The organism is Alphaproteobacteria bacterium, assembly GCA_026400645.1.
Taxonomy (GTDB): Bacteria; Pseudomonadota; Alphaproteobacteria; order Paracaedibacterales; family CAIULA01; genus JAPLOP01.
On record JAPLOP010000032.1, the window covers coordinates 1 to 22214 of the forward strand.

Genomic DNA, 22214 nt, shown 5'->3' on the forward strand with positions numbered 1-22214 from the left:
GAGATGGTCATGCCTGGCGACAACGTCACCGTCAAGGTTGAATTGATTGCACCAATCGCCATGGACGAAGGCTTACGCTTTGCCATCCGTGAAGGTGGTCGTACCGTTGGGGCCGGTGTTGTCTCTAAGATTATAAAGTAAAGTTATTAAACCGAGATAACGAGTTAAAATAATGGACAGCCAAAATATCAGAATAAAACTTCAGGCATACGACCATCGTTTGTTGGATCAGTCTGTTAAGGAAATAGTTAGTACAGCAAAAAGGACGGGGGCTCAGGTTAGAGGTCCCATCCCGATGCCAACACGGATTCAGCGCTTTACGGTGAACCGTTCCCCACATATCGATAAGAAATCACGGGAACAGTTCGAAATCCGTACTCATAAAAGACTAGTCGATATAATCGATTGGTTGCCACAGACTGTGGATGCTTTGATGAAGTTGGATTTGCCGTCTGGTGTTGATGTAGAAATAAAATTGTAGGATCAGATTATAATGAGATCAGGATTAATTGCAGAAAAAATTGGGATGACCCAGCTCTTTTTAGAGAATGGTGTTCAGGTTCCAGTTACCGTGTTGAAGGTCGAGGCCTGCACGGTCATCACTCATAAAACAGTGGAAAAAGATGGATACGATGCAATTCAGGTTGGCACTAAAGTCGTTGCCGCCTCTAAGCTAAATAAGCCAATGCGGGAATATTTCGCTAAGCGCAATTTGGAGCCTTGCAAAGTTCTTAAAGAGTTCAGGGTTACACCGGAAAACATGCTTTCCATTGGTGAGAAAATAAGTATTTCTCACTTTCAAGAGGGACAAGTTGTCGATGTAACATCAAGAAGCATCGGTAAAGGCTTTGCCGGTGCTATGAAACGACATGGTTTCGGTGGTTTAAGGGCATCACATGGTGTTTCTGTATCGCATCGTAGTCATGGCTCAACCGGAAACAGACAAGATCCAGGAAAAGTCTTCAAAAATAAAAAAATGGCTGGTCATATGGGTGATAGACGTGTTACAAAGTTAAATCTCCATATACAAGCAATTGATCAAGACAGATCACTGATCTTTATAAAAGGTAGTGTACCGGGAGCTAAGAACAGTTTGGTCTTTATAAGAGATGCTATTAAGTGTAGATCTAAAACCTTAGATTCTAACGCCTAAATACTGAAGGTTTGTACCGGTAGTTGATAGCAGTGTCTCCGTAATTTGGTGGAAAAAATGAAAATTAAAGTATTAGATAGAGAAAACAAAGAAGTTGGAGAGATCGAACTTGATGATCAAGTCTTCGGCATCGAGTCCAGAGCCGATATACTCTCTCGGGTGGTAACATGGCAGTTGGCTCGTCGTCAAGCTGGAACGCATAGCGTTAAAGAAAGAGGCGACGTGCGTGGATCAACAAGAAAGATTTACAAGCAAAAAGGTACCGGTGGTGCCCGTCATGGAAGCAAGCGCGGCGCACAGTTCCGTGGTGGTGGTATAATATTTGGTCCGGTTGTTAGGGATCATGGCTATGACCTTCAAAAAAAGGTACGCAAGCTAGGTCTTAAAATGGCATTGTCTGAAAAGGCACGGACGGGCAATCTTTTTGTTTTTGATCAATTGTCGCTTGCTGAAAGCAAAACAAGGTTGGCATTGCAAATGTTTGATTGTTTTTCTGCTACATCAGCGTTGTTGATTGACGGAGAGCAGGTTAACGAAAACATGAGAAACGCTGTTTCTAATTTGGAACACCTTAATATCCTTCCTCAAATTGGGGCAAATGTTTATGACATTTTGCGAAATGACAAGCTTGTTATTTCTGTAGAAGGAGTGAAAGCGCTTGAGGCAAGATTACGATGAAAAATAAAAGAATTAATCTAAATTTATACGACGTTATTCGTTATCCAGTTTTGACGGAAAAATCAAACTTAATGACAGAAGGAAATCAATATTTCTTTGCTGTTGCTAAGGATGCGAATAAAGGCGATATTAAGCAGGCTGTTGAACTTGTATTTGACGTTAAAGTTAAATCCGTAAATACGTTAATTAGGAAGGGCAAGACAAGAACTTTCCGTGGACGTAAAGGAAGACAGTCAGACGTAAAGAGAGCAATGGTTTCTCTTGAGTCGGGACAAATAATAGACTTTTCAAGTGGAGTGTAGTCATAATGGCCTTAAAAAGCTATAAGCCAACAACACCTGGGCAAAGACAGCTCATTGACATCGATAGAAAAGAAATCTGGAAGGGTTCTCCGCACAAAGCATTGTGTATCGGCAAAAAGAAGTCGGGCGGAAGAAACAATCTCGGCAGAACAACCTCTTGGAATATGAGCGGCGGTCATAAGCAAAAATACCGTATCATTGATTTCAAGCGTGATAAGCATGATATGCCTGGCGTTGTTGAGAGGATCGAGTATGATCCAAACAGAAGCGCGTTTATCGCCTTGTTAAAATACGAGGATGGTGAGTTTCGGTATATTTTGGCCCCCCAAAGATTGCAACCTGGTGATTCAGTTGTTGCGTCAGAAAAGGCCGATATAAAGCCCGGTAACGCTATGATGCTTAAAAGCATACCCGTTGGAACGATTGTTCACAATGTTGAGTTAAAAATCGACAAGGGCGGTCAGATTGCGCGATCAGCTGGGACTTATGCCCAGATCATGGGACGCGATTCAGGGTATATTATTGTTAAGATGACATCCGGTGAAGTAAGGCTCATTAAAGGCGAATGCAAAGCAACCGTCGGCGCTTTATCAAACTCTGATCATCAAAACAGGTCTTATGGTAAGGCTGGACGTATGAGATGGCTTGGTGTTAAACCAACTGTCCGAGGCGTTGCCATGAACCCAGTCGACCATCCGCATGGTGGTGGTGAAGGTAAAACTTCTGGTGGACGGCATCCCGTAACACCGTGGGGCAAGCCAACGAAGGGCAAGAAGACACGCAAGAATAAGCGTACAACTAATATGATAATAAGACGTCGTAAATAACGGAGATAAAAGTGGCAAGATCTGTATGGAAAGGCCCCTTCTTTGACAAGTACCTTTTAAAGAAGGCAAGTACAACAAAGGAGTCGGGAAGAAAAGAGATCATTAAGACATGGTCTAGAAGATCAACTGTTATTCCTCAATTCGTTGGGGTGACGTTTGGTGTGCATAATGGGCATAAGTTTATCCCTGTTTATGTAACCGAAAATATGGTTGGACATAAACTTGGTGAATTTGCGCCGACACGCACATATCACGGACATGGCGCTGATAAAAAGGCAAAAAGATAGTAAGTAAAACCAAAAGGTTTGACCAAAGGTTTAAAGGTTAGGGTGTAAAAATGGACTCTGGAACAGCGATGGCAATTTTGAATGGACTTAGAGTAAGTCCACGCAAATTAAATTTGATTGCTCAAGCAATTCGTGGGATGAAAGCCGACAAGGCAATAAATTATCTGTCTTTTTGCCAAAGAAGAGTAGCAAAAGATGTTAAAAAGACTGTACTATCTGCTATAGCAAATGCGGAAAACAATCACGGTCTTGATATCGATAAGCTGTATATTCATGAAGCTTATGTTGGTCATGGAATACGCTTGAAGCGTTTTCATGCAAGAGCAAAGGGACGAGGAGCATCAATTAAAAAGGTGTTTAGTAATCTCAGCGTCAAAGTTATAGAAAAAGAGGTTTAAAAAAGCTATGGGGCAAAAAGTAAACCCTATCGGGCTAAGGTTAGGGATCAATAAAACCTGGGATTCTAGGTGGTTCGCTAAGCGCGATTATGGAAAACTCTTACATCAAGATATTGCCATTCGTGCATACATTGGTGAAAATCTAACACAAGCAGGAATTTCGAAGGTTGTTATTGAAAGGCCAGCTAAAAAAGCGCGGTTAAGTATTTATACAGCACGTCCTGGTATTTTGATTGGTAAAAAGGGTGCAGACATTGAAAAGCTGCGTCAGAGCCTCACGAAAATTGCCAAGGTTGATGTTTCTATTAATATTATAGAAATTCGGAAGCCAGAATTGGATGCAAAGCTCATCGCTGAGGGGATCGCTCAACAAATCGAGAGACGCGTTTCGTTCCGACGGGCCATGAAGAGAGCAATGCAGTCAGCGCAACGTTTGGGTGCACTTGGGATTCGTGTTAACTGTTCTGGTCGCCTTGGTGGTGCAGAAATTGCCCGTATGGAGTGGTATCGTGAAGGAAGGGTGCCGTTGCATACCTTGCGGTCCGATATTGACTATGGTACAGGGACTGCCAAGACAACTTATGGAACGTGCGGTATAAAGGTTTGGGTCTATAAAGGGGAGATCAAAGAACATGATCCCATGGCTCAGGATAAAAAAACTGCTGAATATGTGTTAAATCGCTAGATTTTTTGAGGCTAATATGTTATCACCAAAAAAGACAAAGTACCGTAAAGCTTTTAAAGGAAAAGTTCACGGTCTTGCAAAAGCAGGTACTTCGGTAAGCTTTGGAAGCTTTGGCTTAAAAGCAGTCGAACCAGCCCGCGTAACAGCGCGTCAGATAGAAGCTGCCCGCCGTGCCATAACAAGGCACATCAAGAGAGTTGGAAGAGTTTGGATTAGAATATTTCCGGATGTTCCAGTCTCAAGAAAGCCTGCAGAAGTAAGAATGGGTAGCGGCAAAGGGTCGCCAGAATTTTGGATGTGTCGTGTGAAACCAGGACGCGTTATGTTTGAGTTGGATGGCGTTGCACAAGACGTGGCTGAAAAAGCTTTCGAGCTGGCATCAGAAAAACTTCCGATACAAACAAAGTTTGTTAAAAGACTTGTCTAGAAGGCAGAGAAGAAAATGAAATTCGATTCGATTTTAAGTAAAAGCAAAGAAGAGCTATACGAAATTGTTCTTATGCTGAAAAAAGAAATGCTGAACCTCCGGACACAGGCCAAGGTCAATCAACAAACGAATGTGACAAGGACACGCGAATGTCGTCGGGATGTAGCGCGCGTTAAAACTAGATTGAAACAGTTAGAATCAAACGGATAAGGGAGACTGGTAGATGCCGCGCAGAGTGCTACAGGGCGTTGTTGTCAGCGATAAAAGCAACAAAACGATTATTGTCAAAGTAGAAAAAAATATAATGCACCCCGTGTACAAGAAGTACATTAAAAGGCATTGCAAGTATGCTGTTCATGACGAAGAAAATTCCTGCAAAGTTGGTGATAGTGTAAGCATACTCGAATCACCGCCAATATCGAAAACAAAAAAATGGATCGTAAAGCAGTAAGTAGTGCGCACAGCAATAGTATGTGCACTCAGGCAAATTGGGGTATGTGATTGTGATACAAGTAGAATCAAGATTAGAAGTAGCTGACAATTCAGGCGCAAAAGAAGTTCTTTGCATTAAAGTACTTGGTGGCGCCAAAAGAAGGTACGCTTCTGTTGGGGACGTTATAGTCGTTTCTGTTAAGGATGCCGTGCCAAGAGGCAAGGTAAAAAAGGGTGAAGTTTTACGCGCCGTTGTTGTAAGAACAAAGCAAGCCGTCAAAAGAATTGATGGGTCATTGATTGCGTTCGATACAAATGCTGCCGTTATGATCAACAAACAAGGCGAACCCATTGGTAGCCGTATTTTTGGTCCTGTTACCCGTGAATTACGTTCTGCCGGATACATGAAAATCATTTCTTTGGCACCAGAGGTTCTCTAAAATGACTCAAATTAAATGCAAAATCAAAAAAGGTGACGTTGTCGTTGTGACAACTGGAAAAAACAAAGGCAAGACTGGTCTTGTCCAAAAAGTAATTTTGGCTGAATCACGGTTGCTTGTTGATGGAATCAACGTTGTTCGTCGGAACAAAAAGCCAACTGCTCAAAATCCAGACGGGCCAGTGACAAAGAATTTGCCTATTCATATTTCCAACGTATCTTTGTTTGATCCCGAGACGGATCAAATTTCAAAAGTTGGGTATAAAATTTCGGAAAGTGGGCAAAAGGTTCGTTTTTTGAGAAAAACAGGAACAGAGCTGTAAACCTAGAAATCGCCTACTAAACGTTTTGAGTGAAAAAAATGACCGCTTTAAAAGAAAAATATGAAAAAAGTATCAAGAAAGCCTTAATGGAAGAGCTTGGTCTAACGAACGCATTGAGTGTGCCAAGAGTGACGAAGGTTGTTGTCAACATGTGCGTCGGCGAAGCCGCACAAGACAGCAAGAAGCTTCAGGTTGCTGTTGATGATCTTATGGCGATAACCGGACAAAAGCCAATCATTACAAAAGCTAAAAAATCTATTGCCGCCTTTAAATTGAGAGAAGGCATGAGTATCGGGGCAAAAGTTACCCTTAGAAAAGATATGATGTATGAATTCCTTGACAGACTCATTAATATAGCTCTTCCTAGAGTGAGAGATTTTAGAGGGCTGTCCATAAAGAGTTTTGACGGTAATGGTAATTATTCTTTGGGAATTAAGGAACAAATTGTTTTCCCAGAAATAAATTATGATAAAGTCGATAAGGTTCGCGGTTTTGATGTGACAGTTTGTACGACAGCAAAAAACGATGAAGATGCTGGAAAGCTTCTGAAAGCGCTGAACTTCCCGTTCACTAATTAAACTTTTCAATTAAATTGCTCTGGTTAGAGTGAGGTAAAATATGGCAAAGCAAAGTTCGATAGAAAACAATAAAAGGCGTGAGCGCATTATTGCTTCCTATCAGAAGAAAAGAAGCCTGTTAAAGGCCGTAACACAAGACAAGGATCTTCCCTTGGAAGAAAGAATACAAGCAACATTCAAACTTTCTGAATGTCCAAGAAATTCATGCGGTGTAAGATATAGAAACCGTTGTGAATTAACCGGAAGAGCACGTAGTGTGTACAGAAAGTTTAAATTATCGAGAATTGCTCTGCGTGAATTATCATTGCAGGGTGTGATACCTGGAATAGTAAAAGCAAGTTGGTGAAGAAGAATGACAATAAGTGATCCAATCAGTGATTTATTGACGAGAATTAGAAATGCTCAAAGAGCAAACAAGGAAAATGTAAAAGCACCTGCTTCTAAGCAAGCGGAATGTCTTTTGCAGGTTCTGGCCGATGAAGGATACATAAGGGGATTTTTACGGGAAAAAGGCGAAGGATTTGCTGATCAATTAAAAATTGAACTCAAGTACTTTGATGGTCTTCCTGTGATCAAATTAATTGATAGAGTGTCAAAGCCTGGTAGACGGGTTTATTCATCTATCAAGGAATTGCCCTTGGTTCGGAATGGCCTTGGAATCAATATTTTGAATACATCTCATGGTGTCATGTCTGATGCTCGCGCACGAAAAGAAGGCATCGGCGGTGAGGTCATTTGTGCAGTATTTTAAGTTGTGCGCTGAGTTAAGGCACAATGGTTTAGGAAGAGAAATATGTCCAGAGTAGGAAAAAACGAGATCGCATTACCGTCCAGTGTTGAATTTAAGCACGATGGCGGAATGTTGACTGTAACGGGTAAGATGGGTGCGGAAACTCTTGCAATACCTGAATGTCTCAAAATGGAGAATTCAGAAAAGGGCGTGAGGCTTGTTCCTGTTGATGATGACAGAAAGACACGAATCCTTTGGGGTACAACGCAACGAAATCTTGCGAATGCGGTCAAGGGTGTGAGCGAAGGCTTTACCATTAACATGGAATTGAACGGCGTCGGATATAGGGCTGCTGTAGCAGGAAAGAGACTGACCTTGCAGTTAGGGTACAGCCATGATATCGTGTACGATATTCCTGATGGAATTACCATTAAATCGGAAAAACCGACAGCTTTTTCAATTAGTGGCGCTTCTAAGCAGCAAATTGGACAAATTGCAGCATATTTACGTGCTTTCAGAAAGCCAGAGCCTTATAAAGGCAAAGGGATAATGCGGGCTAAGGAATTTGTTGTTAGGAAAGAAGGAAAGAAGAAATAGCATGGCAAAGTGTTTAGAGCTGCTGCAGAAAAGAAAAGAACGTCAACGTCACAAGTTGCGTACGCTATCCACGGGTAGACCCCGTTTGAGCGTACATCGCACAAACAAGCATACCTATGCACAGATTATCGATGACACCACACGCGTTACGATGGTTGCGGTTTCGACTTTGTCACCCGCTGCAAAAGGTATTGTCAGTGGTGGCAACAAAGATGCGGCAATAATGGTCGGTAAGCTAATCGCAGAAGAAGCCTTAAAAAAGGGCATTAGCTCGGTTGTTTTTGATCGATCCGGATATCTTTATCACGGACGCATAAAAGCATTAGCCGACAGCGCACGCAGCGGCGGATTACAATTTTAAATAGTGAAATAAGTTACTAAGAATTTAGGTAATAAATTATGGCGAGACAATCATCCAACGAAAACCACCGCGAAGAACAACAGTTTATTGAAAAACTTGTTAGCGTAAGGCGCGTAACAAAGGTTGTAAAGGGCGGCAAGACACTGCGTTTTTCTGCCTTAGTTGTTGTTGGCGATGGAAAAGGAAAAGTCGGGTACGCTACAGGAAAAGCGAAGGAAGTCCCGGATGCTGTTAAAAAAGCATCTGAGCGGGCAAAAAGAAGCATGATTCGTGTTCCTCTGAGGGAAGCTAGAACATTGCATCATGACACGAATGCCAGAATTGGCGCTGGTCGTGTTTATCTAAGGCCAGCCCCCGCTGGTACTGGCGTGATTGCCGGTGGTGCGATGCGTGCTGTTTTCGAAGCATTGGGGTTACATGACGTGGTTAGTAAATCAGTCGGCACAGGAAACTATCATAACACAGTTCGTGCAACAATCGGCGCTTTGAAAGCTGTTTATTCCCCTCGTCAAGTTGCGAATAAGCTTGGCAAGAAGCTTGGTGAAATCGTCGCACGTCGTGAACATGGCACAAAAGCTGTTAAGAATACTTCCGAAGAAACCAAGGTTTTGGTTTAAGGATATTAGTCTCATTGATAGAAATAGTCAGTAAAGGGTTGTAAAATGAAAGCCGCTTCAAAAAGAATCACTGTTCAGCAGCATGGTAGTGCGATCAGAAGGCATTCAACACAATTAGAGAATTTGAAATCTCTTGGGTTGGGTAAGATTGGCGCACAAAGAGAATTAGAGGATACAGCGTCTATTCGCGGTCTTATTCGCAAAGTGCAACACATGGTTCGGATCGTATCAGAATAACGAATATAAAAATCGCGAAATAAAAGGGCTCAGTGATGTCTCATCAATTAAATACAATAAAAGATAATAAAGGCGCGCGCGTTTCTAAGAAATTGGTTGGTAGAGGCCTCGGTTCTGGTCTTGGAAAAACTTCTGGTCGTGGCGGGAAGGGGCAGACTGCTCGTTCTGGCGTCGCAATCAACGGATTCGAAGGTGGTCAAACCCCTATTTACAGAAGATTGCCAAAAAGAGGTTTCGTGAACATTCATCGCGTCGAATTGCATGAATTGGATTTCAAGAAACTGAATGCCCTTTTTGAGAAGCATAACTTGCCAAAAGACACCGTGATTAACCTGGATGTTTTGAAGGCTCTTGGTTGTACACCTCAACACATGCGGGGCGTAAGTCTTATTGGAAACGGTGTTCCAAGTCAGGCTTACAAGCTTGCCATAACAAGAGCAACAAAGACAGCTCAAAAGCTTCTTGATGCATCTGGTGGTTCTGTCGTATTCGAATAAGAGTCGCTTTCTGGGTAAATTATTTAAAGGTCAAGTATGTCATCAGCAATAGAACAATTAGCGGCAGGGATTAGTTTTTCTACTTTCAGCAAGGCGGAAGATTTAAAAAAGAGAATTTGGTTTACGCTTGCCGCTTTGGTTATTTATAGGTTGGGGACATATGTGCCATTGCCTGGAATCAATCCGCTGATTATCTCTGAGTTTACTCGGCAAAATGCAGGTGGGATTCTTGGGATTCTTGATATGTTTTCGGGTGGTGCGATTGGTCGTATGACCATTTTTTCCCTGAACATCATGCCTTATATCTCTGCCAGCATCATTGTTCAGTTGATGACGTCAGTCTCTCCGCACATGGAGGCCCTAAAGAAAGAGGGCGAAACTGGCAAGAAAAAGCTTAATCAATATACACGGTACGGAACCGTTTTCCTGGCGGCTATACAAGCTTATGGAATTGCATTTGGGCTCGAGAAAATGACCGGCCATTCCGGACCGGCTGTCCTTGATCCGGGATTTATGTTCAAAATGTCAACGATCATCACCTTAACAGGCGGAACGTTGTTCATTATGTGGCTCGGTGAGCAGATTACATCCAGGGGGATCGGAAACGGAACTTCGATCATCATTTACTCTGGTATCGTTGCAAACTTACCGCAGGCTATCTTTAATACATTCGAATTAGGTAGGCAGGGTGCGCTATCTGCGGTTGTTATCATCGGCGTGATGGCCATGGTTGCGCTTGTCATTGGATACATTGTGTTTATGGAAAAGGCCCAAAGGCGCATTCCGATCCAATATCCGAAACGCCAAGTTGCGGCGAACATGCCAGCAGTTTCACAAAATACGCATTTGCCGCTTAAGCTTAATAGTGCTGGTGTGATTCCGCCAATCTTTGCATCCTCTCTGCTTTTGTTGCCCGCAACGATTATAGGGTTTTCGAGCACGTCCCAAGATTCTTGGATGGCTTCCTTTTCGCGTTTGTTTGCGCATGGACAGCCAATTTATATGGTATGTTTTATCGGTTTGATCATTTTCTTTGCGTTCTTTTATACGGCACTGATGTTCAACCCGACAGAGACATCCGATAACCTCAAGAAAATGGGTTCCTATATACCGGGTATTAGGCCGGGTCCACAGACAGCGGAATATATCGACTATGTTTTGACTCGGTTGACGGTTGTTGGTGCCATTTACCTAGCGTCGGTTTGTATTTTGCCTGAATTGATTTTGTCCCGGGTTTCCCTACCATTCTATTTTGGTGGAACCAGCCTGTTGATCGTTGTTAGTGTGACCATTGATACGGTTGGGCAAATACAGTCTCACCTTGTGGCGCATCAGTACGAAGGGTTGATTAAAAAATCAAAACTCAAGGGCAAGACAAAGAAATGATCGTTGTTTTTTTAGGCCCTCCCGGTTGTGGCAAGGGCACACAAGCATCGTTCCTGAATAAGGCCTTTGGTTTTTATCATTTGTCAACAGGCGACGAGATTCGGAATGAAATCAGAGAAAAGACACCATTGGGACTGCAAATTGCGGAGCCCTATGAGCGTGGAGAACTTTTGTCAGACAAAATAGTTCTTGAAATTGTTGAGAAAATAATTGCAAAGCACGCAACTAAAAGTATACTATTTGATGGGTTTCCAAGAACTTTGCCGCAGGCTCAGTCCTTGGATGATGTTTTGGGTAAGCATCATTTACAAGTTGATGCTGTTATCAGTTTTAGCGTTGACGATGATTTGATAGTCCAAAGGGTTCTGGGACGGATAGTTTGTGGTTCCTGTCAAAGCGTGTATAACACATACACTAATCCAACAAAAGAATCTGGTGTGTGTGATCACTGTGGATCACAAAATTTTATCAGAAGAACAGATGACACAGAGGATGCTTTGAAGACAAGGCTGGATCTTTATAAAAAAACGATAGAACCTGTCAAAGAGTACTATATTAAAAAAGAGAAACTTGTTAACATCGACGCTTCAAAGGGCGCTGGGGAAGTAACTCAATCATTATTAATGGACCTTAACATTGTAGAACAAGGAGAGTAAGGTGGCACGTATTGCTGGTGTCAATATACCGACACAAAAGAAGGTAGTTATTGGATTAACGTACATTTTCGGTATTGGCGATAATATTGCCAAACGAATAATGCAAGAGGCTGGAATTGACATGCAAAAGCGCGTCAATCAACTTAGCGATCATGAAGTTTTGAAAATCAGGGAACTGATCGATCGTGATTGCAAAGTGGAAGGTGATCTTAGGCGTGAAGTATCAATGAACATCAAGCGTTTGATGGATCTTGGTTGCTATCGTGGCCTGCGTCACAGAAAAGGCTTGCCGGTCAGAGGACAAAGAACTCACACGAACGCAAGAACAAGAAAAGGCAAAGCGGTTGCTATTGCTGGTAAAAAGATGGTTGGTAAGTAGTATCAAAAGAGTTTGATAAAGCAGAAACTCGAAGCCACTTTGTGTAATGCATAATCAGGTTTCGTTTTTTGGTTTATTGAAATTAAAAGTGAAAAAAAGAATTCAGGTGAATTATGGCACAGAAGACAGTAGCTCGCGTTAAAAGAAGAGAAAAGAAAAATATCGTTAATGCCGTTGCTCATATCAATGCAACCTTTAACAATACTTTGATTACCATCAGTGATGAACAGGGAAATGCAATTTCATGGTCATCGGCCGGGACAGCTGGTTTCAAGGGGTCCAGAAAATCGACTCCCTATGCGGCACAAATTGCTGCCGAAGAAGCTGGAAAAAAGGCGGCTGAGCATGGTGTAAAAAATGTGTCTGTTGTTGTAAAAGGACCCGGGTCCGGAAGAGAAACCGCCCTTCGTGCATTGCAATCAATCGGTTTTATTATTACTACCGTGAGAGACGTTACTCCGATTCCTCATAATGGATGCCGTCCGTCGAAAAGACGCCGCGTATAAGACTGATTCTTTCGCAAAGTTACGTCAAAAGTAGTTATAATTAAGAGGTCAAGATAGTGATTGAAAAGAACTGGCAGTCCCTGATTAAGTCGTATAATTTGAATGTTGCCTATCAGGATGAGCAATTACGCGAAGCCGAGGTGGTTGTAGAACCATTGGAGCGCGGCTTTGGGACAACGTTGGGCAATGCCTTAAGAAGAACATTGCTTTCCTCCATGCAGGGTGCTGCAATAACATCCATCAAAATCGATGGTATACTGCATGAGTTTTCAGCTGTTCCTGGAGTCTTAGAAGATGTTACGGATATCATTCTAAACCTGAAAACAGTTGGCGTTCGCCTTAATTCAGAGCTCCCCAAGAAGGTTAAAATATCTGTCGTTGGTCCAAAAGTTGTGACCTCTGGAGATATTCAAACAACATCTGAAGTTGAAATTCTTGATCCAGATGTCGTGATTTGCACGCTCGGTGAGGGGGCGACTTTGAACATGGAGCTCACAATCCAAAGTGGAAAAGGGTATATTCCGGCCAGTCAAATGATTGCGGAAGATAAGCCGATTGGCGTGATTCCGATCGATGCCATTTTTGGCCCTGTCCGAAGAGTTGTTTTTAAGGTTGAGCAGACCCGCGTTGGGCAAAGAACTGACTATGACAAGTTGATTTTGCGTGTCCAAACAAATGGGTCGATAAAGCCCGATGACGCCGTTGCTTATGCTGCACGTATATTGCAGGATCAATTACAGCAGTTTATTAACTTCGAAGAACCAAAGAGCGCCGAAAAGAAAGACTCCAAAGAAGAGTTACCTTTCAACAGAAATCTTCTTAAGAAAGTTGATGAATTAGAGCTGTCTGTACGTTCTGCAAATTGTTTGAAGAATGAAAATATTTTCTATATTGGTGATCTGGTGCAAAAATCAGATAACGATATGCTCAAGACTCCTAATTTTGGTCGTAAGTCGTTGAATGAAATCAAGGAAGTTTTGTCACAGATGGGCCTAGGTTTTGGGATGGTTATTCCAAATTGGCCACCAGAGAATATAGATGATTTGGCTAAGCACTTAGAAGACCCCTATACATAGTCCGTATATACAGTAAAAAGGAATAGTTTCATGAGACATAAAATTGCAGGACGGAAGCTTAATCGCACAAGTTCCCACAGAAAAGCCCTGTTCAAGAACATGGCGCAGGCACTTATAAAGAGCGAACAGATTCAAACAACTTTGCCAAAAGCAAAGGAACTGCGCCCCGTTGTAGAAAAGCTGGTCACGCTGGCAAAGCGCGGTGACCTTCATGCGCGGCGCCAAATTATATCCCAGGTTCAGGACCAGGATGTGGCCGAAAAGCTGATGAGCGCCCTTGCGCCCCGTTTCGAGGCAAGAGCCGGTGGTTACACACGCATTATAAAGGCTGGCTTTCGCTATGGCGATAATGCCCCGATGGCCGTCATAGAATTTGTTTCCTAGTAAGATCAGCAATTGATCATTACTTTATCTCCTCCCTGGGTTTGACCTTGGGAGGAAAATTTCAGAATCGCGAAACCTTCCTGATTTTTTTCATATACTCATGCCCATTTCGGGTGATTTTTCCTAAGAACTATATCCAAAGAACGTGCCAAGACTCATGAAAATTTATTGAAAATGGTATAATGATGGTTTTCTGTTTTGGAAAATGGTACGGTTGTTAGAAATATTTTTAAGATCATTTGGGGAGATACCGTGGACTGGATTATTCATAATTTTTTCCCTTTCATTATAACATTGACGATCTTGGTCTTTGTTCACGAATTGGGGCACTTTCTGGTTGCCCGCCGAAATGACGTTCGGGTTACGGTATTTTCGATTGGCTTTGGTCCATCATTATTTGGATGGAATGACAGCAAGGGAACCCGTTGGCAATTTTGCCTGATCCCGCTTGGTGGATACGTCAAGATGTTTGGCGATGCCGATCCCAGCAGTGGATTGGCTGACAGCGCTATTCAAAAGCTTACTGAAAAAGAAAAAAAATTAACCCTCCACAGCAAAACGCCCTTACAAAGAATCGCTGTTGCGGTTGCTGGTCCCTTGGCGAACTTCATATTTGCCTTTGTTATTTTGACAGGTTTGATTACTGTAAAGGGTGTTCCCTTTTTAGCCCCAACAATCGGGTTTATTGAATCTGGAATGTTGGCCGACAAATCTGGATTAAAAACAGACGATAAAATCATCACCCTGAACCACCAAAAGGTTGATAGTTTCGAGCATCTGCGGTCCCTGATTCGTGACAATATTGGCAATGAAATTGCCTTAGAGATCGACCGTCATGGGGAAGTCATTCAAAAAACAATCGCCCTGTATGAAAAAAATTCCACAACAGGTGAAATAACCCCCCTTAAAAAGTTGGGAATCGGGCCAAATCCACCAGAATATTGCCCTGCAACTGTATTTTCTGCCGCTACTCATTCCGTTTACATAATATGGGATTTGTGTGTTGGGACATTAAAAGGTCTGGGCGCAATGATTACCGGTCAACAAGGGGCCGGTGATCTGGGGGGGATTTTGTCCATTGGGGACATGGCAGCCCAAAGCACAAAGGGGGGGGTAGCCCTAATCCTTTCGTTTATGGCTATGTTATCCGTGAATTTGGGATTGATTAATTTGCTTCCCATTCCCGTATTAGATGGCGGACACATATTTTTGTGTTCCATAGAAGCCCTGCGCGGCAAGCCCTTAAGTCTTAAAATGCAGGAACGAATTTTTCTGGTCGGGTTTTTGTTTATTGCCAGCACGATGCTCTATGCGACCTGGAATGATTTGGTGCGGTATAAAGTTTTTCATTATATTAAGAATTGGTTTTAACTATGAATAAATTTCTTGTTTCTCGATTTGTTTTATTGTCTGCTTGCTTGACGTGCGCGACTGTGCCGTCCATTGGTGCCGATCAACCCGTAAAAGCAATCCCTGCTGTGGCAAAAGATTCTGGTGGCCTTATCAAAGGGATCAAGATTATCGGGAACCAACGTGTTGAATCAGAAACGATTTATTCCTATTTATCCCTGAAGGCGGGTGATGCCTTTAATCAAGGGAAAATGGATCAGGCCCTGAAAGATCTTTTTCTGACGGGGTATTTTTCGGATGTTCATGTATACCGCGAAGGACAATCAATTGTTATCAAGGTTGACGAAAATCCCATCATTAATCGCGTCGCTTTCGAGGGAAACAACAAGTTGAAAGATGATGTTGTTTTGCAAGAAATACGCCTTCGTCCCCGCGAAGTTTTGTCACGGACACGAATCCAAGAAGCGCAGCAACGTATTTTGGAAATCTATCGCAGGATGGGACGTTTCGGAGCCAAGGTTGACCCTAAGATCATCAAGTTACCAGAAAACCGTGTTGATTTGGTGTTTGAAATCAACGAAGGAGCCGTCACCTATGTCCGAAGCGTTCAGTTCGTTGGTAACAAACATTTCGCGTCCAAAAAACTAGAAGAGCAACTCCTCACGAAACGGACGCGCTGGTATCGCTTTTTCGCCGTTGATGATGTTTATGATCCTGATCGTTTCATTGCGGACCAACAATCCGTTCGTAAATTTTATTATGATAACGGCTATCCAGATTTCCGCATCATTTCAGCCATTGCAGAACTCAGCCCCGATCAAAAAGATTTTTACCTGACATTCACGGTTGCCGAGGGTGAGCTTTATCATTTTGGCAAGATTGATGTTGTGTCCAAGATTGCATCCGTTAAAGCCAAAGACCTAAAAAGCAAAATTGGTTTCGCTGAAAAAGATATGTTTAGCGGAAAGCTTATCGAATTAGCATCCAATGCCATCACTGATGCCGTGGGAAGTCAGGGCTATGCCTTCGTTTCTGTCGAGCCAAAGATCGAGAAAGACCCCAAAACAAAGGCAGCCAATATAACCTTTGAAATTAAAGAAGGGCCACGCGTCTACATTGAAAAAATTGTCGTCATTGGAAACGATCGAACACGTGATCATGTTATTCTGCGGGAAATCAAACTCCACGAGGGGGATGCCTATAACGCCGCCAAGATTAAGCAATCCGAAAGAAACCTAAGGGATTTGCAGTATTTCAAAGGTGCCACTATAGAAACAGAACAGGGAAGCGCCCCAGATAAGGCACGCTTAATTGTCAAGGTAGAAGAGCAACCAACAGGGGAAATGACCCTAGCCGGCGGTTATTCCACGCTTGATGGTCCCTTGGCCAACATAAAAGTGGTCGAGCGGAATTTCAGGGGAACAGGCCAGGTTGTTCATGCGGACCTTACCCTTGCAAAGAAAAAACAAGATTTTGATATCGGAATCGTGGAGCCTTATTTCTTGGATCGGAATCTGGCAGCAAGCGCAAGCGTGTTCAGTGTGAGGTCCACACGCTTTACCGCGTATCATTACCTAACAAAGGGGATCAATACGGGCCTTGGATACAAGCTGAGCGAGTATTGGGGCCAAAGCTGGGGATATACACTGAAACAGGAAACGATGAGCCACATCGCCCCCAATGCGTCGACCATCATCCGACAACAGGCGGGAAATACTTTGGCATCCATGATTAGCCACACCCTTTCCTATGACCAGCGCAACAGTCGTATTGCGCCAACGTCCGGATATGTCCTGACGATGAGCAACGCGTATGCCGGTCTTGGTGGGACGGTTAACTATCTTCGCAATGACTTGGGGGCCAATTGGTATTATTCCCCACTAGACGAAGTTGTTCTGGGAATGAAAGGATCCGTGGGCGCCATGGAAAAAGTCAAAAAACCAATTCGTGTGGTTGATAGCATCATGTTGGGCGCGGATTCATTACGTGGGTTTGAATATGGCGGATTGGGGCCACGAGATACATTAACAGGAGATTCCCTGGGTGGTACGCGTTATTGGACGGCGACCGCAGAAATGATGTTCCCCATTGGGCTGCCCAATGAATTCGGGGTCAGAGGCGCCGTGTTTTCAGACGTTGGAACAACGTGGAAGCCAGGCCAAAAAACAGCAACCGTTGTTGATAACAAAGCTATGCGGGCATCCGTTGGTTGTGGGGTCGCCTGGACATCGCCATTTGGTCCGCTTCGTATTGATTATGCACGACCTATCAAAAGACAAAAATTCGATAAAGAACAAAGGGTTCTGTTCGGTTTTTCAACAACGTTTTAAGGACCACAAAAAGGCGTATCATGAAAAAGGATCTCGATCTATTCGTTCCAAAAAAGGCCCCAAGCCATCGGCAAAGCCGTGTGGCTCAGGAAATTCGCCATTGCCTGGCCGATGTGTTATCGCGTGGAGATTTTCCAACCCTGCGCACCAGCAAGGGAAAGATGCTGTCCTTTAGTCACCCCATTACGATTACGTCTGTTGATGTTTCGCCCGACCTTCATCATGCGACGATTTCAGTTATGCCCCTGGGCGGTCTATTCCAGGCAGAGGCCCTGACATTCTTAACTGCCTTTTCTGGCTTGCTCAGGAAAACAGTTTCACAAAAGGTCCACCTTCGAACGTCACCAATGCTGGCCTTTGAAATCGATCGTAGTTTTTCGGTTGGGGAAAAAATCGATTCGATCTTGAATTCGCTAGGCTAGGTTGTCACCAAGAAATCGAACATAAACGATCGCATCATCGACAGCAGGCATATGGAAAATTTCCTAGGGATCACTTTAACGCGTAAAAATCTTGGGATTGTTTTGGCTCTCTCGTCTACTATATATATTGCAACGGCTGATTTATTTATAAAAATATTCGATCAAGAGTATTCTATTTTTCAGCTTGTGCTGTTTAGTGAATTGTTTTCATTGTTTGTTTTCATTGTTTGTTTTTATCCCGCTTGTGTACAAAAGCAATGGATGGAAAAAAGCTCTTTCAACAAATAACGTTCGACGACACGGATGCAATAGCCTTTTAAGTGTGCTTGGTATTTGTTTTTTGTTTGAAGCCATACGACAATTGACCCTGGCTGATGCTGTTGTTTTGAGTTTTGCCGAAGGCATATTTTTGGTTCTGTTCTTTGTTTTTTTTCACAAAGAACATATTGGCTTAAGGCGCTGCTTTCTACTTTTTCTTGGTCTGACCGGGGTTGTGATTGTTGCAAAGCCAACCGGGAATATTTTTAATTGGGGGTCTGTTTTTGCGGTGTTATCTGCCCTTTGCGAGGCTTTGTTTGTTTTTAACTGCAAAACTCTCCGGAAAACAGATTCAGACGCATCAATCATGATCTATGCCACTGTCTTGAATATCATTTTCTGCGCATCGTCGATGGTTTTTGTGTGGGTCTTTCCGACCCCAAAGGATTGGATGCTGTTGTTTTTTATTGGCATTTTGAACGGTTATGGTCATTATTATTCAACGATTTCTTATTACTATGCCCCCTCTAATCTTATTGCTCCGCTCAGCTATATAACGGTTGTGTGGGCGGTTTTGTATGACATCTTCTTCTTGTCTCACGTTCCAGAAACCAGTTTCCTTATCGGGGCGACCTTGATCATTGGCAGCAGCATATATGGCTATTCGTATTCCAAACGGAACGAAAAGCATTAAAACAAAAATCACAGACTTTGTTATTTTTTTTAGAAATCCCCATCTTTTTCTTGCTTTTAATCCCAAGCCATTGCTAAAAGGGCATTGCGATTGTTTTTTGTATACCTACTGAAAATGATTTTTTGAATTAAAGGAAAAAATAGTGAGTAAAAATGTTGTGGTGGTGGAATCCCCTGCTAAGGCAAAAACAATTGGTAAATATCTTGGAAATGACTATGTCGTTTTGGCCAGCTACGGGCACATCCGTGACCTGCCCGCCAAGAATGGATCCGTTGATCCAAAAAACGACTTTTCCATGCTATGGGAAATTGGCGAGAGATCACACAAGCATATCGACGAAATTTCAAAGGCTGTTAAATCTGCCGATACCCTGCTGCTAGCAACCGACCCTGACAGAGAAGGGGAAGCCATTTCGTGGCATGTCCAAGAAGTTCTAAGGGACAAAAATCTGCTGAACAATAAAAAGGTTGAGCGAATTGTCTTTCATGAAATCACCAAGACAGCGATACAAAAAGCGATAAAAGAACCACGCCCCATCAACATGGAATTGGTCGAGGCTTATCTGGCCCGACGCGCCCTTGATTACCTGGTTGGATTTACATTATCACCCGTTTTGTGGCGCAAGCTGCCGGGCGCCCGTTCCGCCGGCCGAGTCCAATCCGTTGCATTGCGCTTAATCGTGGACCGTGAACAAAGCATCGAATCTTTTAAAAACCAAGAATATTGGACCATCACGGCCGACCTTTTATCAGCGCGACAGGATCTGTTTACTGCACGCCTGACACAGTTCAACACCAAAAAACTTGATAAATTCGCCATTCCTAATGAACAGACTGCGCATGAGATAGCCGACCGTATCCGCCAGCAAGACTTTGCAATTTCATCAATCGACAAAAAACAGGTCAAGCGCCATCCGTCAGCCCCGTTTATTACGTCTACCCTGCAACAAGAAGCCGCCCGTAAGCTTGGGTTTAGCGCAAGCCGAACGATGCAGCTGGCGCAAAAGCTGTATGAAGGGGTCGCGATGGATGGCGAAGTCACTGGATTGATCAGCTATATGCGTACGGACAGTGTCACTCTGTCACAGGATGCCGTTCAAGAAGGGCGTCAATTCCTAAAAGACACCTATGGGGATCAATATGTTCCCGAAAGCATTCGGCAATTTAAAACCAAAGCAAAAAATGCCCAGGAAGCACACGAAGCCATTCGGCCAACGCTGCTGTCCCGTCGTCCGTCCGATGTGGCGCGATTCTTGGATGATACCAGCTTGAAATTATACGATCTGATTTGGAAACGAACCCTTGCGTCTTTAATGGAAAGCGCATTGTTTGATCAGGTTGCTGTTGATATTGCAAGCACCGATGCCAGCACGGTCCTTAGGGCCACAGGGTCAACCTTGGTTTTTGATGGGTTTTTGAAACTTTACCAAGAAGGGGTCGATGAAGCCCCAGATTTAGATATCAAGGACGCGGAGAACGTCGAGGGGCTGCTACCTCCCCTAAACGATCACGAAGCGGTCACAAAGGAATCTGTTTCCCCCCATCAACATTTCACACAACCGCCACCACGGTTTACAGAAGCAAGCCTCGTTAAGAAACTCGAAGAACTCGGTATTGGAAGACCATCAACCTATGCGTCCCTGTTGCAGGTATTACAAGATCGGGATTACGTCAAACTTGAAAAACGCCAGTTTATTCCAGAGGACCGTGGACGACTGGTTACGTCGTTTCTGACAAACTTTTTCAAGCAATACGTTGAATATGATTTCACGGCAAACTTAGAGGGACAGCTGGACGAAATTTCCGCCGGGACTCTGCCATGGCAAAAAGTGTTGGAACTTTTTTGGGAGGGGTTCAACGCCACCGTCGAGGCAACAGGCCCCCTTCGTATTACCGAAGTGATTGAACGATTAGAGGAGGATTTGGATCATTATTTATTTAAAGATCTCCCCAAGGAGGAGCGCATCTGCCCAACCTGCAACAAAGGGCAGCTCAGTTTAAAGCTCAGTCGATTTGGGGCATTCCTTGGGTGTTCATGCTACCCGGATTGTAAATATACGCGGCCTGTTGGACAAACATCAGAATCTGCTATTCCCGATCGGGAGCCTGTTCTTTTAGGCGAGGATCCCAACACACAGGAAATAATCACCCTTAGAACGGGTCCGTATGGGGAATACCTGCAATGGGACTTGCCTGTGGTTGAGGGGGCAGCGATCAAGGAAGAGCTGCCGCCGACCGAAGAGGAGGCCCCTGCCAAGAAGAAAAGAAAGAAAAAGGTCGTCAAACCAAAGCGTGTTTCTATCCCAAAAGAACTTTCTGCCGCGGCCATAACGTTAGATGTTGCGCTTAAATTAAAAGAGCTCCCCAAGGCAATCGGGGTCAATTCAGAAACTGCTCTGCCTGTGTTGGTTGGCATCGGTCGATTTGGACCGTACGTAAAGCATGGGGAACAATTTATATCCATACCCAAGGGGGATGATGATGTTCTGAATCTGTCTTTGGATCGTGCATGCGAGATTATAACGGCCAAGCTGAATAAACCCGTACGCACGAAAACGACGAAAGCCCTGGTTAAGAAAAAGGTTGTTCGGTCGAAAGCGAAGAAGGCTTAGGGGGGGTAATGGTATTCGGTTAAAGAAAAAAGCACGAACTTCCCTTCCTAAATAACTCCGCTCCCCACGTCCTCCCGCGACTTGACCCATAGGCATCTACACAAACCTCTGCTCGACGTAACAAGTCAATAAAACCCAGACAAAAGGTGTCCTCCCAATAAAACTGCGTGACAGTGTTATTTTTGTATGAAATGACCGGGGTTATCTTCCATCTCTAACCCGCCTTGATAGGCGTCATCACCCATTATTCTATTATTTTTTATTTACCCCATTGCTTTTTTATCGACCTTGCATCATCGTGTTGGCATGAGATGACAAGGTCCAAAGCCTGAATAATCAAACAGAAAGACGTACCCTATCATGTCAAAGAAGCCCGAGACAATTGAGATGACCGAAGAAGAGCGCGATGCCTTGCTCAAGCGGATCCAAGACAGCACATTGTCAACCGAAGACCGAGTCCTTGTGAATAAATGCCTCAATTTCATGACATGGCTCCAAGACCAACTTCAGCATTCCAAAATCAGCATCGATAAACTCCGAAAGCTTTTTGATGTTTTCCCCATTCCCCCTGAAGGCAATTCGGAAAAAAAAGCA

The 22214-nt window shown here is 43.5% G+C and carries 33 protein-coding genes and 1 pseudogene; all 34 read left to right on the forward strand.

Annotation, left to right across the window (positions count from 1 at the left end; genetic code table 11):
- Positions 1-141: elongation factor Tu (tuf, locus tag NTX76_05405; protein ID MCX7338696.1), on the forward strand; the 141-nt coding region annotated here is incomplete at its 5' end.
- Positions 142-172: 31 nt separating this feature from the next.
- Positions 173-481 (forward strand): 30S ribosomal protein S10, encoded by a 309-nt coding sequence (rpsJ, locus tag NTX76_05410; protein ID MCX7338697.1) that lies wholly within the window; start codon positions 173-175, stop codon positions 479-481.
- Positions 482-493: 12 nt separating this feature from the next.
- Positions 494-1153: a 50S ribosomal protein L3 gene (gene rplC, locus NTX76_05415; GenBank protein ID MCX7338698.1), complete on the forward strand. Its 660-nt coding sequence runs from the start codon at positions 494-496 to the stop codon at positions 1151-1153.
- A gap of 57 nt (positions 1154-1210) precedes the next feature.
- Positions 1211-1831, forward strand: coding sequence for a 50S ribosomal protein L4 (gene rplD / locus NTX76_05420; protein ID MCX7338699.1), 621 nt, complete (start codon positions 1211-1213; stop codon positions 1829-1831).
- Positions 1828-2133 (forward strand): 50S ribosomal protein L23, encoded by a 306-nt coding sequence (locus tag NTX76_05425; GenBank protein ID MCX7338700.1) that lies wholly within the window; start codon positions 1828-1830, stop codon positions 2131-2133. The genes rplD and NTX76_05425 overlap by 4 nt, the downstream gene beginning before the upstream one ends.
- Before the next feature lie 5 nt (positions 2134-2138).
- Complete coding sequence (rplB, locus tag NTX76_05430; protein MCX7338701.1) at positions 2139-2960, forward strand: 50S ribosomal protein L2; 822 nt, start codon at positions 2139-2141, stop codon at positions 2958-2960.
- Positions 2961-2971: 11 nt separating this feature from the next.
- Positions 2972-3247, forward strand: coding sequence for a 30S ribosomal protein S19 (gene rpsS, locus NTX76_05435; GenBank protein ID MCX7338702.1), 276 nt, complete (start codon positions 2972-2974; stop codon positions 3245-3247).
- Between the two features lie 50 nt (positions 3248-3297).
- Entirely contained in the window at positions 3298-3645 is a 348-nt protein-coding gene (rplV, locus tag NTX76_05440) for a 50S ribosomal protein L22 (protein MCX7338703.1), read from the forward strand.
- A 7-nt stretch (positions 3646-3652) separates the two neighbouring features.
- Positions 3653-4330, forward strand: a complete 678-nt coding sequence (gene rpsC, locus NTX76_05445; GenBank protein MCX7338704.1) for a 30S ribosomal protein S3 — start codon at positions 3653-3655, stop codon at positions 4328-4330.
- Between the two features lie 16 nt (positions 4331-4346).
- Positions 4347-4757, forward strand: coding sequence for a 50S ribosomal protein L16 (gene rplP, locus NTX76_05450; protein MCX7338705.1), 411 nt, complete (start codon positions 4347-4349; stop codon positions 4755-4757).
- Between the two features lie 15 nt (positions 4758-4772).
- The gene (rpmC, locus tag NTX76_05455) at positions 4773-4967 is read left to right on the forward strand and encodes a 50S ribosomal protein L29 (protein ID MCX7338706.1); all 195 of its coding nucleotides are present in this window, start codon (positions 4773-4775) and stop codon (positions 4965-4967) included.
- A 13-nt stretch (positions 4968-4980) separates the two neighbouring features.
- Positions 4981-5208, forward strand: a complete 228-nt coding sequence (rpsQ, locus tag NTX76_05460; GenBank protein MCX7338707.1) for a 30S ribosomal protein S17 — start codon at positions 4981-4983, stop codon at positions 5206-5208.
- A 52-nt stretch (positions 5209-5260) separates the two neighbouring features.
- Positions 5261-5629: a 50S ribosomal protein L14 gene (gene rplN / locus NTX76_05465; GenBank protein ID MCX7338708.1), complete on the forward strand. Its 369-nt coding sequence runs from the start codon at positions 5261-5263 to the stop codon at positions 5627-5629.
- Between the two features lies 1 nt (position 5630).
- Positions 5631-5951 (forward strand): 50S ribosomal protein L24, encoded by a 321-nt coding sequence (rplX, locus tag NTX76_05470; protein ID MCX7338709.1) that lies wholly within the window; start codon positions 5631-5633, stop codon positions 5949-5951.
- A 38-nt stretch (positions 5952-5989) separates the two neighbouring features.
- Positions 5990-6529, forward strand: coding sequence for a 50S ribosomal protein L5 (gene rplE, locus NTX76_05475; GenBank protein ID MCX7338710.1), 540 nt, complete (start codon positions 5990-5992; stop codon positions 6527-6529).
- 40 nt (positions 6530-6569) lie between these two features.
- A complete protein-coding gene (rpsN, locus tag NTX76_05480; GenBank protein ID MCX7338711.1) occupies positions 6570-6875 on the forward strand; it encodes a 30S ribosomal protein S14 in 306 nt (101 codons plus the stop codon).
- Positions 6876-6881: 6 nt separating this feature from the next.
- Positions 6882-7280, forward strand: a complete 399-nt coding sequence (gene rpsH, locus NTX76_05485; protein MCX7338712.1) for a 30S ribosomal protein S8 — start codon at positions 6882-6884, stop codon at positions 7278-7280.
- Between the two features lie 42 nt (positions 7281-7322).
- Positions 7323-7856: a 50S ribosomal protein L6 gene (gene rplF, locus NTX76_05490; GenBank protein MCX7338713.1), complete on the forward strand. Its 534-nt coding sequence runs from the start codon at positions 7323-7325 to the stop codon at positions 7854-7856.
- A 1-nt stretch (position 7857) separates the two neighbouring features.
- Positions 7858-8217 carry a 50S ribosomal protein L18 gene (gene rplR, locus NTX76_05495; protein MCX7338714.1) on the forward strand — a complete coding sequence of 120 codons (360 nt, stop codon included), beginning with the start codon at positions 7858-7860 and terminating at the stop codon, positions 8215-8217.
- Positions 8218-8255: 38 nt separating this feature from the next.
- The gene (gene rpsE, locus NTX76_05500; protein MCX7338715.1) at positions 8256-8834 is read left to right on the forward strand and encodes a 30S ribosomal protein S5; all 579 of its coding nucleotides are present in this window, start codon (positions 8256-8258) and stop codon (positions 8832-8834) included.
- A 45-nt stretch (positions 8835-8879) separates the two neighbouring features.
- Positions 8880-9071 carry a 50S ribosomal protein L30 gene (gene rpmD / locus NTX76_05505; protein ID MCX7338716.1) on the forward strand — a complete coding sequence of 64 codons (192 nt, stop codon included), beginning with the start codon at positions 8880-8882 and terminating at the stop codon, positions 9069-9071.
- 35 nt (positions 9072-9106) lie between these two features.
- On the forward strand, positions 9107-9568 hold the full coding sequence (gene rplO / locus NTX76_05510) for a 50S ribosomal protein L15 (protein MCX7338717.1): 462 nt from the start codon (positions 9107-9109) through the stop codon (positions 9566-9568).
- A gap of 36 nt (positions 9569-9604) precedes the next feature.
- The gene (gene secY, locus NTX76_05515) at positions 9605-10954 is read left to right on the forward strand and encodes a preprotein translocase subunit SecY (protein MCX7338718.1); all 1350 of its coding nucleotides are present in this window, start codon (positions 9605-9607) and stop codon (positions 10952-10954) included.
- Entirely contained in the window at positions 10951-11610 is a 660-nt protein-coding gene (locus tag NTX76_05520; GenBank protein ID MCX7338719.1) for a nucleoside monophosphate kinase, read from the forward strand. The genes secY and NTX76_05520 overlap by 4 nt, the downstream gene beginning before the upstream one ends.
- 1 nt (position 11611) lies before the next feature.
- Positions 11612-11989: a 30S ribosomal protein S13 gene (gene rpsM / locus NTX76_05525; GenBank protein MCX7338720.1), complete on the forward strand. Its 378-nt coding sequence runs from the start codon at positions 11612-11614 to the stop codon at positions 11987-11989.
- Positions 11990-12102: 113 nt separating this feature from the next.
- A complete protein-coding gene (rpsK, locus tag NTX76_05530; protein MCX7338721.1) occupies positions 12103-12495 on the forward strand; it encodes a 30S ribosomal protein S11 in 393 nt (130 codons plus the stop codon).
- Between the two features lie 56 nt (positions 12496-12551).
- The gene (locus NTX76_05535) at positions 12552-13571 is read left to right on the forward strand and encodes a DNA-directed RNA polymerase subunit alpha (GenBank protein ID MCX7338722.1); all 1020 of its coding nucleotides are present in this window, start codon (positions 12552-12554) and stop codon (positions 13569-13571) included.
- Between the two features lie 30 nt (positions 13572-13601).
- Positions 13602-13949: pseudogene (gene rplQ / locus NTX76_05540) on the forward strand (50S ribosomal protein L17).
- 258 nt (positions 13950-14207) lie between these two features.
- On the forward strand, positions 14208-15326 hold the full coding sequence (rseP, locus tag NTX76_05545; GenBank protein MCX7338723.1) for an RIP metalloprotease RseP: 1119 nt from the start codon (positions 14208-14210) through the stop codon (positions 15324-15326).
- Between the two features lie 2 nt (positions 15327-15328).
- Positions 15329-17635: an outer membrane protein assembly factor BamA gene (gene bamA / locus NTX76_05550; GenBank protein MCX7338724.1), complete on the forward strand. Its 2307-nt coding sequence runs from the start codon at positions 15329-15331 to the stop codon at positions 17633-17635.
- A 20-nt stretch (positions 17636-17655) separates the two neighbouring features.
- Complete coding sequence (locus tag NTX76_05555; GenBank protein MCX7338725.1) at positions 17656-18057, forward strand: ribosome-binding factor A; 402 nt, start codon at positions 17656-17658, stop codon at positions 18055-18057.
- Positions 18058-18253: 196 nt separating this feature from the next.
- Positions 18254-19009, forward strand: a complete 756-nt coding sequence (locus tag NTX76_05560; protein MCX7338726.1) for a DMT family transporter — start codon at positions 18254-18256, stop codon at positions 19007-19009.
- 142 nt (positions 19010-19151) lie between these two features.
- Complete coding sequence (gene topA / locus NTX76_05565) at positions 19152-21620, forward strand: type I DNA topoisomerase (protein ID MCX7338727.1); 2469 nt, start codon at positions 19152-19154, stop codon at positions 21618-21620.
- 360 nt (positions 21621-21980) lie between these two features.
- The coding region (locus tag NTX76_05570; GenBank protein ID MCX7338728.1) for a hypothetical protein at positions 21981-22214 on the forward strand (234 nt) is incomplete at its 3' end.